The sequence below is a fragment of the Chloroflexus sp. genome, from assembly GCF_034435895.1.
GTDB lineage: Bacteria > Chloroflexota > Chloroflexia > Chloroflexales > Chloroflexaceae > Chloroflexus.
On the sequence record NZ_DAOTWH010000169.1, the window covers coordinates 1 to 10152 of the forward strand.

General features: G+C 61.0%; 9 protein-coding genes. 7 read left to right on the forward strand and 2 right to left on the reverse strand.

Annotated features, from left to right (window positions below; translation table 11 throughout):
• Window positions 1–228: 228 nt before the first annotated feature.
• From U9R81_RS10195 to U9R81_RS10225, 7 genes are all read left to right on the forward strand, one after another.
• The gene (locus U9R81_RS10195; RefSeq protein ID WP_322495357.1) at window positions 229–966 is read left to right on the forward strand and encodes a DUF5995 family protein; all 738 of its coding nucleotides are present in this window, start codon (window positions 229–231) and stop codon (window positions 964–966) included.
• A gap of 61 nt (window positions 967–1027) precedes the next feature.
• Window positions 1028–1588, forward strand: a complete 561-nt coding sequence (locus U9R81_RS10200) for a VTT domain-containing protein (protein WP_322495358.1) — start codon at window positions 1028–1030, stop codon at window positions 1586–1588.
• A gap of 119 nt (window positions 1589–1707) precedes the next feature.
• On the forward strand, window positions 1708–2685 hold the full coding sequence (gene glpX, locus U9R81_RS10205) for a class II fructose-bisphosphatase (RefSeq protein WP_322495359.1): 978 nt from the start codon (window positions 1708–1710) through the stop codon (window positions 2683–2685).
• Window positions 2675–4123, forward strand: a complete 1449-nt coding sequence (locus tag U9R81_RS10210; RefSeq protein WP_322495360.1) for an O-antigen ligase family protein — start codon at window positions 2675–2677, stop codon at window positions 4121–4123. The genes glpX and U9R81_RS10210 overlap by 11 nt, the downstream gene beginning before the upstream one ends.
• Window positions 4124–4183: 60 nt before the next feature.
• Complete coding sequence (smpB, locus tag U9R81_RS10215; protein ID WP_416180952.1) at window positions 4184–4663, forward strand: SsrA-binding protein SmpB; 480 nt, start codon at window positions 4184–4186, stop codon at window positions 4661–4663.
• Between the two features lie 70 nt (window positions 4664–4733).
• The gene (locus U9R81_RS10220) at window positions 4734–5327 is read left to right on the forward strand and encodes a class I SAM-dependent methyltransferase (RefSeq protein ID WP_322495361.1); all 594 of its coding nucleotides are present in this window, start codon (window positions 4734–4736) and stop codon (window positions 5325–5327) included.
• 230 nt (window positions 5328–5557) lie between these two features.
• Window positions 5558–6037, forward strand: coding sequence for a PaaI family thioesterase (locus tag U9R81_RS10225; RefSeq protein ID WP_322495362.1), 480 nt, complete (start codon window positions 5558–5560; stop codon window positions 6035–6037).
• Between the two features lie 875 nt (window positions 6038–6912).
• Here U9R81_RS10225 and U9R81_RS10230 read toward each other — a convergent pair.
• Together U9R81_RS10230 and U9R81_RS10235 are read right to left on the reverse strand one after the other, a co-directional pair.
• Window positions 6913–7695 (reverse strand): alpha/beta hydrolase, encoded by a 783-nt coding sequence (locus tag U9R81_RS10230; protein WP_322495363.1) that lies wholly within the window; start codon window positions 7693–7695, stop codon window positions 6913–6915.
• Window positions 7696–7730: 35 nt separating this feature from the next.
• Window positions 7731–9788, reverse strand: a complete 2058-nt coding sequence (locus tag U9R81_RS10235) for a serine carboxypeptidase (RefSeq protein WP_322495364.1) — start codon at window positions 9786–9788, stop codon at window positions 7731–7733.
• Window positions 9789–10152 lie beyond the last annotated feature (364 nt).

A 10152-nucleotide genomic window follows, 5' to 3' on the forward strand; every position in this document is an offset into this window, starting at 1 on the left:
CCGTCCTCCGTGTCAACCGCGGTGCGATTGACGATAGGGAGTATAGCAACTCTTGCCCGATTTGTCAAGCGGCTCTGCGTAACCGAACTGAACCGCTTTCCTAAGCGATATTTCTCGTTATGCGGCGCGCACCGAATCCGTCACAAATTGGCGAATTTGCGTGGTACACTGTGAGCAGGTCACGGTTTCGCTGTCGCCTGTGACCTTGCCGGCCAGAAAGGAGATTGCATGCCTGCCTTAACCGAACGTATGCTGGCGCTGGTTGATCAGTGGAATGCAACCGGCGACCGTCGGGCCATCTTTCTGGCCTGTTACCAGCGGATGACTGAGCATATGTTATCTGCGGTAGAACGCGATGAATTTCACGATTCAGTTTGGGTGCATCGGCTGATCGGCGACTTTGCCGATTATTATTTTGTCGCCCTCACGGCGTGGGAACAAGCAACCGGCGGGCCGCAGGTCTGGCAACATACCTTTGCGTTCGCGACGCGGCGCGACACAGCCCTTGTGCAACATCTGCTTTTGGGGGTGAATGCGCATATCAATTACGATCTGGTCTTGGTGTTGGATGATTTGCTGCGCCCGGAATGGCCACACCTTTCGGAATATGAACGCCAGCACCGGCGCGCGGACTACGACGCGGTCAATCGGGTGATTGCGCTCACGATCGATCGGGTGCAAGATGAGGTGATCGCGCCATACGCCCGCGCGATGCGCATCCTTGACCGCGCCTTCGGCCCGCTCGACGAGTGGTGTACGGCGCACTTAATCCGCAACTGGCGCAACGATGTTTGGCAGCAAGCGATGCAGATGATCGCGACAAATGACGGCGCCGAACGAGCTGCCGCCCGCCAGCGCGTTGACCGCATTGCCACGCAACGCGCCCGCTTGCTTAGCGGCGACGCGCTCGGCGCGCGGGTGTTTGGGTATCCGTTACGCTGGCTGAACCGGCTACGGCTCATCTGAACAAGCTCTCAAATGTAGATACGACATCTAACGTACTTGTAATCCGTCATCAAGAGGGTGTATGTCTGTTGAAACACAGCCGCCGCTTTGGCGGGTATGGTTATGGCCCGCTGTCGTTGGCATTGCGATTGCCGTTGCAAACGTGCTCGTCTTTATCTTGTTACCCCCCGATCTGGTCGAACGATTAGGCGCCCTCGGTTATTTGGGCGCTTTTCTTTCGGCGGGAATCGCTAACGCTTCCATTGTGGTGCCGGTGCCGTATTATCCGCTCTTGATCCGGCTGGGACAGGCCTTTAATCCTTATGGCGTCGCTATCGCCGCCGCTGCCGGTTCAGTGCTCGGCGAGCTGGTCGCCTTTTACGCCGGGAGGAGCGGGCGCAAGGCACTGGAGCACACCGCGTTCTACGAGTGGGTGCATTGCCAGATGCAGCACCGCTGGCGCGCGCCGGTCGTGTTGTTCGTCCTCTCGGCGCCGCCGAACCCGTTTTTCGACATTGCCGGCATTATCGCCGGCGCCGTTGGTGTGCCAGTTTGGTTGTTCGCCACAACGGTCTTTCTAGCCCGGATTGTACGGATGGGGTTAGTCGTGCTGCTGGGATATACCCTCTTTGGCGGTTGGTGAACCTGACCGTGTGGCACATACGAACTCCTCTGCACCTATGCTACAATTCAAGGTAACGCAGGGCGCGAGGCTGGCGCGCCACTGGAATAGGATCGCCAGCAAGAAAGCGGAGGTTCGCGATGGAGCGCAACCTTGGAATGGATTTGGTGCGGGCCACCGAAGCGGCTGCGCTGCGTTCGGGGCGCTGGATGGGTCGCGGAGACAAGAATAACGCTGATCAGGCCGCAGTTGATGCGATGCGGATGGCACTGAACAGTGTGCCAATGAACGGTATCGTGGTGATCGGTGAGGGCGAGAAGGACGAAGCGCCGATGCTCTATATCGGCGAACGAGTTGGCAATGGCGAGGGTGACGAGATCGATGTGGCCGTTGACCCGGTTGAGGGTACCACGCTGCTCGCCGAAGGTATGCCCGGCGCGATCGCGATCGTTGCCGTGGCCGATCGGCACTCGTTCTACAATTGGCGCGGCATCCCATATATGGATAAGCTGGCCGTCGGCGAACGGGCCAAGGGCGTGATCGATATCAATGCGCCGGTAGCCTACAATATTCGCGCGGTGGCACGCACGCTCAATAAGCAAGTCGAAGACGTGACCGTCGTCGTGCTCGATCGTCCGCGCCACAAGGATCTCATTCGCCAGATTCGCGAAATCGGCGCGCGCATTAAGCTCATTGCTCACGGCGATGTCAGCGCCGGGATTATGACCAACATTGAGAACCCGCCGGCTGATATCTTGATGGGGATCGGTGGTGCGCCGGAAGCCGTGCTGACGGCGGCGGCGCTGAAGTGCATGGGTGGCGAGATCCAGTGTAAAATCTGGCCGCGAAACGATGAAGAACGCGCGCGCGTCGCTGAACTTGGGATCGATCTCAAACAAGTATTGACGACTCGTGATCTGGTGCGCGGCGAGAATGTGGTGGTGGCGGCCACCGGCATTACCTCCGGCGAGTTTCTCCGTGGCGTCGAGTATTTCGGCGGCGGCGCCCGCACCCATAGCGTGGTGATGCGCTCACGTTCGGGGACGGTGCGTTACATCGATGCCACCCACCGCTGGGATAAGCTGATGCGCATCTCTGATATGCCGTATGTCCATTAAGCTTGCCGCGCAACCTACAACGGTGCGCGACCGGTTGGTGCAGTCGCAGCTCTTGATTGCATTGTTGGCGTTGGCCACCGGCGGTCTGATCGGCGGCGTGACGGCGTTGGGGCCGTTGTACGCCGCCGCCGGTTTGCTGGCCTTGGCCATTGCCACCGCATTGTTGGTGAGCGTCAAGGCCGGCTTGATCGCGGCCTTGGCCGTAGCCACAATGATCCCGTTCGGCACCTTGCCGTTTAAGGCGATTATTACGCCGAATTTCCTGACACTGGTGCTGATGGCGCTCAACGGGGTCTGGTTTTTGCGCGCGCTGGCACGCTCTGATGCGTATGATGTTCGCTTCGGTTCGCTGGGCTTGCCGCTGATCGGGTTTCTCGGCCTAACCCTCTTTTCGCTGGTGCTCGGCGCGCGCGGGTTGCCCGACCCGCAAACCCTCCACAATTACGCCAAGTTTGTGTTGGGGGTCTTGTGCTACCTGACCGTGATCAATTGTGTGCGCGACCGCGATACCGCCCGGCTGATCGTGCGCACCTTGATTGTGGTGGGCGGTTTGTCGGCGCTGATTGGGCTCATTTTGTGGGCTTTGCCCGATGCGATCGCCTTGCAACTGCTGGTGGCGCTGGGCCGGATCGGGTACCCGACCAGCGGGCGGGTGTTGCGGTATGTGGAAGATGACCCCAACGGCCTCGAACGGGCGATCGGTTTGGGGGTTGACCCGAACAGTTTCGGCGGGATGCTGGCCCTCGTCGCGGTGCTGACCCTGACCCAACTCGCCGCGCCGCGCCCGATCTTGCCACGCTGGTTATTGGTAACTTTGGGCGGATTACAGGTGCTGGCGCTGTTGCTAACCTTCTCGCGCGCGGCCCTATTTGGCCTCATCATCGCAGCGGCCTTTTTGGCCACCGTGCGCTATCGCCGGCTGTGGCGGTATATGATTGTCGCCGGTGTCCTCGGCGGCGTGCTGTTGCTTGGATTAGGCTACGCCGATGAATTTATCAATCGCGTGCTCTCCGGCGTCCAGTTCCGCGATCAGGCCCAACAGATGCGCCTCGACGAGTACGCCAACGCGATCGCGATTATCCAGCGCTATCCGGCGTTTGGCATCGGCTTTGGCCAAGCGCCCGATCTTGACCTCTCGGCGGGGGTGAGCAGTATTTACCTCGCGATTGGCCAACGCATGGGCTTGATCGGGCTGGCCGTTTTTTTGGGCCTGATCGGATTTTGGTTTACCCGCAGCCTGCGCATCTTGCCGCACCTCGATGATGAGGCGGCTAGTTGGCTGCTCGGCTGCCAAGGCGCGATCGTCGCCGCGCTCGCCGTCGGTTTGGCCGATCACTATTTCTTTAATATTGAGTTTAGCCACATGGCGACGCTGTTTTGGTGTACGATCGGGTTAGGCAGCGCCATTGAGTGGCTGATTAACGAACCGCCGTCGTAAGGACAACGCAATCCAGCGCCTCAACGACGGCAATACCGATGAGTTTGAAATCAAATAATCATGGCAAGTAAAAACAACCATCTCGGCGTAGTCGCCGACAACCGTAAAGCTCGTCACGATTACGACATCGAAGAGACCATCGAAGCGGGCATTGTCCTCTCTGGCAGCGAGATCAAATCGGTGCGCGCCGGACGGGTGAATTTGCGCGGCAGTTTCGCCCGCGTCGTCAACGATGAAATTTTTCTCTATGATGCCCATATCGCGCCGTACGAACAGTCGGGCAAATACTTCAACCACGACCCGCTGCGACCGCGCAAACTCTTGCTGCACCGCCGCGAGATTAACCGGCTGAATGGGTTGGTGCGGATGAAGGGCATGACGCTGGTGCCGCTGAAGATCTACTTCAAAGGGCGGCGGGCCAAGGTCGAGCTTGGGGTTGCCCGCGGCAAGAAGATGTATGACAAGCGCGAGGATATTGCCCGCCGCGATGCCGCGCGCGATATTGATCGCGCTCTCAAGCGTTCGCGGCAAGAACGGTAAATGGGAATAGCCGCAAAACGACACAAAAGCACGGATCAAACCGCCGTACTTACGCTGACAAGGGCACATTATGACCGACCGTTTCGCGCGCATTCGTGATCGCTACCTATCCGGGGAAATCCCGTGGGATCACCCCGAACCGCCGCCCGAAATCATCGCCCTCAGCCGTGAATTGCCGCCGGGCCGCGCCATTGATCTCGGCTGCGGTCTCGGTCGCGCCTGTATCTGGTTGGCCCGCGCCGGCTGGCAGGTTGACGGGATCGATTTCATTCCTGAAGCGATTGCCATGGCCGCCGAGCGGGTGGCTGCCGCCGGGGTTACTGATCGGGTGCGCCTGTTTGTCGCCAATGTCACCAAGCTGGATTTTCTCAGCGGGCCATACGATTTGGCAATCGATGTCGGCTGCGGCCACGGCTGCAACGAGCCAGATCTGAATGCGTACCTTGACGAAGTGCACCGGTTGCTGCGACCGGGCGGGTTGTTTGTGTTGTTTGCCCATCTGCGCAATAGTGATCAGACAGAGACGCTCAAGACCAGCATCGAGCAATCGGCGCTGATGCTGGCTCTGCGCCAGCGTTTCACCGTCGAGCAGTTTGTGCCCGGCGAGACGGTGGTGATGGGCAATCGCGGCCCCTCGGCGTGGATCTACCTGCGCCGGATGTAAAGGCAAAGCGGTAGAAAAGCGAACTCGTCCGGTTGTTAGTGCGAGCCGAGCGCAGCAAGGCGAAGCCATCCCCCGCGCGAGCGGAAACACACCGCTCAGTGTTCGTTAGATCGAGAGCAGGAGAGTGCTACGAGGGCTACGCCCCGCGCATTGACAAGAGTAGACTATTGAGCCACAACGGTACAGCATCTCTGAGTCTGGGTATCGCGCTGTCTATACTGGAGTAACCGATGAAACCCATCCAAGACACCTATCCCGATGAGTTGAGCCACTGCTACGGTTGCGGGCGTCTCAACCCCGATGGGTTGCAGATCAAGAGTGTTTGGGACGGTAACGAAGCCATTGCTCGCTTTACCCCATGCCCTTACCACACTGCCGTTCCCGGTTATGTGTACGGCGGGTTGCTCGCTTCGTTGATCGACTGTCACGGCACCGGCACCGCTTCGGCAGCCGCTTACGCGGCGGCTAGCCGCGAGCCGGGCACGGCCCCATACTTGCGCTACCTCACGGCTTCGTTGCGGGTGAATTTCTTGAAACCGACCCCGCTTGGCCCTGAATTGGTCATCCACGGGCGGGTGAAGGAGATGGCCGTTCGTAAGGTGGTGGTTGAGGCGTGGATCGAGGTGAATGGCGAGACGACGGTGCAAGGCGAAGTGGTGGCGGTACAAGCGCCCGATCACATGATCGAAGCGTTGCTCAATCGGGTGTAACTGGTGTCACGGCGGGAATGTTTGTACTGAATAGATGCCCTCACCCCCCCGGCCCCCTCTCCCCCCTGACGGGGGGGGAGAGGGGGAGCGTTTTTTACCGCAGAGATCGCAGAGGACGCAGAGTGTGAGCCGCTAGGTTGGCGGCACGGTCATTGCTCTCGCGGCAGGCAGCAGCGCCCCGCTCCCCCAGCGGGGGAGGGGGTTGGGCTACTGAGCCGAATAGCCACAAAAATACGCAAAAGACGCAAAAAAGAGCACGGTTTTGTGTCTTTTGTGTGTTTTCGTGGCTATTCTCTCTCTCCTCCCCCAGCGGGGGAGGGGGTGGGGGATGGGGCTAGGCTCGCAATGACACACGAGGAGCAGCGCTGCCCCAACAACCTTTGCGCTCTTGGCGTCCTTCGCGGCTTTGCGTTTGAATCCTCTGGTCGTTGCTTCCTTTGCGGCTTGGCGTGAACCCCCTCACCCCCCTAACGGTGGGAGAGGGGGAGCTGCTGGGTCTGCGCGACCGGCACTGGTTGAGGTGAACCAGCGCCCGCGTTCCGGTTGTCATTGCGAGGGAGTGGTGGCGCCCAGCCGTGCTGGGAGCCGCCCGACCGAAGCAATCTCCCACGATGGCGGAACCAACCAGCTCAGGCATGGCCAGACAGGGAACCCGGCCCTGAAGAGCCGGGCGATCCTTACGAAGCCCGCTGCACGGGCTGCTGCCCCTCACCCCCAGCGGCCCGCGCCTCAAGAGATCATAAAGATAGAGAGGAGCGCGGACGGGCCGCCCGCTGCCACCAACAAGCACTCGTGCGGGCCAGCGGCCCGCGCCCCTCGGCGGCACAATATCTATCCTTCCCGCTGCGCTCGCTGCGTTCTCGGCGGTCAAAACACTACACCTTCGCCGCGCGATTCAGTTCAACCGCAAATTGGGCAATCGCCGCCCCAGCCAACGGCCATGCCGGATCGAGCATGATGTCGTGCGGCGCCGATGGGATGACAAACACCTCGGCGCGGTAGGTAGCAGCAAGCGCTTGCTGGGCAGCGAGATCAAAGATCGCATCGTCGCCAGCGGCGATAACCAGCACCGGCGTCCGGCAAGCGGACGGGCGGGGGCGGATCAGCATACTGGTCATCGTCACGAGTGGCGGTTCTCTGACCAGTTGCTGACGATAGCGTTCGAGGTCGGTAGCAGAGATGTCGGGCCGGAAGAGGGCGGCACGCACGGCTGCCGGCTCGCGGCGCAACAGGGCGCGAATATCGACCATTGGCGCGCCTTCGCGCCAGCGGCGCAGAAAGTAGGCCGGGCTTGACACCGGCGAACTACAGAGCAGCACCACGCCCGCCAAGGCCGGCGGCGGCCCGCAACGCCCGGTCATCAGCAATTGGGCAACGTAACCGCCGGCGCTATGGCCAACCAGCACCGGCGGCTGGGGCAACGCAGCCACCGCCGTGCGAACATCCTGCACATAATCGCAGATGGTCGTCAACCTGCTGGCCGGCGGGCTAGCGCCGTGACCGCGCAGGCTGATCGCATGCGCAGTCAGGCCGCGGGCAACCAAATCAGGCAAGGCCCGTTCGGCCCAACACCATGCGCCGTGCCATGCGCCATGCACCAACAGCACTGGCGGAGCGGGACGGAGTTGTTGTGGTTGGGCAGAGATCCATTCAAGCATTGCGCTGCTCGATGACGATACTTGTTCTCTACTCGCTATTCCACACTCCCCACGATCACTCGTTCCGGCGGCAACCCCAACTGGCGGCGGCGCTCCTCGGCCAAGCGGCGCTTCTCGGCAATCATCTCGTCGGTGACGTAGACACCAAACGAGCGCAGGCGGGCCAATTCAAGGCCATGCTTCTTCCAAAGCCGATAGACCTCTTTGACCCGCTCGATCTCGATATTGCGCCCCAGCGTATAATCCTCAAACTTACCCTCCATCGCCAGTAAGGCTGTCTCAGAGAGGCAGGCATAGGCGGTGCCGGGAGGCATATCAATATCGAAACCAAAATCCGGCTCGCCGGGGAGGACAATCTCGCCACTCTCGATCACGAGCACATCAGGCCGGCGGCGCGCATCTTCTTCTTTCACATCCGGTGGGCGGGCGACATCACACACGACGGCGCCGGGTTTGAGCTTATCGATATTGATCACCTTGCCGGTCAACGCGCTAGTGGTGGTAATAATCAGATCGGCATCACCGATATAGGCATCAGCGTAGGTTGCCGCCACCACCCGCGCCCCCGGTGTCTCGGCTTCGATCTGTTTCTTGAGCGCCAGCAAGCGTTCAGCGCGCGGCGCCACCAGCACCACATCCTGCACGGCTTGGGCCAACAAGCGGGCACAGACCGCGCCGATCGAGCCGGTCGCGCCGATCACGACGGCGCGCACATGCTCAGGCCGGCCACCCTTCATCAGCAACACCGCCTGCTTGGCCGCTTCGAGAGTGGCGGCCACTGTCAGCGAATTGCCCGACGTGATACCGATATTGACCTTCTGGGCCACGGTGATCCCGGCATCGCCGACCACTGAGGTAAACGCGCCCAAACCCATAATCTGCGCCCCCATCCGTTCGGCCATGCGGGCCGCTTTAATCAAGCGGCGATAGGTAAAGCTCGGTGGACGGCGCATCATCTCGCGTGGGGTCGCGCCAAGGGAAAGGAGAATACCCTCCACCTCTTCACCGGTGGCTTTCGAGCGAATGCCGCGGATGCGCGAGAGGTAGAGGGGCGGGAACTCGGCGGCAACGAGTTCGACCAACCGCTTGGGCAGATAGCGCGTCCAGCGGAACAGATGGTGATTAGCGATCAGCTCGGTGCGCAGCGGATGGATCACAAAGGCGAAGCGCGGTTTAGGCCGCGGATTCAGGTCTTGCACCGTCGGCCCCCAGCCGGCGGCCGCGATAAAATCAATCACTTCGGCATCGCTGGGTTGGCGCGGGCTTTCGGTAATCGCGGTAATCACCGCCTCGATTGCATCGGCAGCAATAAATGGGCGCTCTTCGCTGAGCGGCGGCGTCATCGTGACCAGCGTTGTCACCCCGCGCCGGCGCAAGTCTTCGATCTCAGCCGGCGATGGATCATCGGTGATAATCGCCTTGCGGGTCAGATCGTGGGGAGCGAAGCGGCGGATAAAGGCAAAGTCGCCGGCAATGACATCGGCCCAGCGGAACAGATCGGCAGCCCGGCTATCAAAACCCTCTTGGCCGAGCGCCACCGGATGGAGGAAGCGGTAGGGCAAGAGCGCCAAAATGGGCAGGGTCGTGGCGGCGTACAGTTCAAGTTGTTCGAGCGAGCGTGGCGGCGGCAAGAAGGGGATACCGGCGTGGATCACGGGATCGGCGAAGCGCAACTCCGGCTCGTACTGGCTGATCGCCGCGGCGAGTTGGTAACGATCGACGCCGCTCGTGATCAACACTCGCTTAAAGCGCAATAGCGATGGAATCTGGCGCGTTGCTTGGGCAACCGCCCACCGCTCGAGCGTCGCTTTGACCACACCGCCATCGACCACCGGCGTGCGACGGGCTTGGGCGGCAATATGGATCGCTTCTTGATGCGGGTAACGAGCGCGGCCAATCCGAAAGACCGGTGTCAAGCCGCCTAACCCGATCGCGTCAACCTTGCCGTCAAACTTGCGCACCAACGCCATCGCCTGCGCGACATCGCCGTTGGCGCCAATCCGGCGCACTTCCACATGCTGGCCGAGCACCGTGACCGTGATCTGATAATCGCGTTGCGCCGAGCCAAGACTGATGCTGACAACTCGCTTCATTACGGCCTCCTCCTCGCACTTATGGCGCAAGTATACCATAGACAACGAATAGGGAACGAATAAACGAATGGGGGTGTGGAGGGAGGCAGTGGCGCTGCCGCGTACACACTATTATGGAGGGTGGCAGTTTCACTGCCGCATTCCACAATTCAAGTGTGGACAGAACGCATGAGCGTAGGCGCAGTTGATGGCTGCAAGATGCGCCGTTTCGCCCTCACCCCCGGCCCTGCTCCCACGGGCGTGAGTTCAAGGGTGGACATACCATCTGATCCGGTGCCCGGCCCTGAAGGGCCGGGCTGGGGATACGAAGCCCGCTGCACGGGCTACTGGCCCGCCCCTCCCCCAGCGGGGGAGGGGTTGGGGG

Coding starts and splice junctions, on each gene's coding strand:
- U9R81_RS10195 (WP_322495357.1), top strand. CDS start 229: ATGCCTGCCTTAACCGAACGTATGCTGGCGCTGGTTGATCAGTGGAAT.
- U9R81_RS10200 (WP_322495358.1), top strand. CDS start 1,028: ATGTCTGTTGAAACACAGCCGCCGCTTTGGCGGGTATGGTTATGGCCC.
- glpX (WP_322495359.1), top strand. CDS start 1,708: ATGGAGCGCAACCTTGGAATGGATTTGGTGCGGGCCACCGAAGCGGCT.
- U9R81_RS10210 (WP_322495360.1), top strand. CDS start 2,675: ATGTCCATTAAGCTTGCCGCGCAACCTACAACGGTGCGCGACCGGTTG.
- smpB (WP_416180952.1), top strand. CDS start 4,184: ATGGCAAGTAAAAACAACCATCTCGGCGTAGTCGCCGACAACCGTAAA.
- U9R81_RS10220 (WP_322495361.1), top strand. CDS start 4,734: ATGACCGACCGTTTCGCGCGCATTCGTGATCGCTACCTATCCGGGGAA.
- U9R81_RS10225 (WP_322495362.1), top strand. CDS start 5,558: ATGAAACCCATCCAAGACACCTATCCCGATGAGTTGAGCCACTGCTAC.
- U9R81_RS10230 (WP_322495363.1), bottom strand. CDS start 7,695: ATGCTTGAATGGATCTCTGCCCAACCACAACAACTCCGTCCCGCTCCG.
- U9R81_RS10235 (WP_322495364.1), bottom strand. CDS start 9,788: ATGAAGCGAGTTGTCAGCATCAGTCTTGGCTCGGCGCAACGCGATTAT.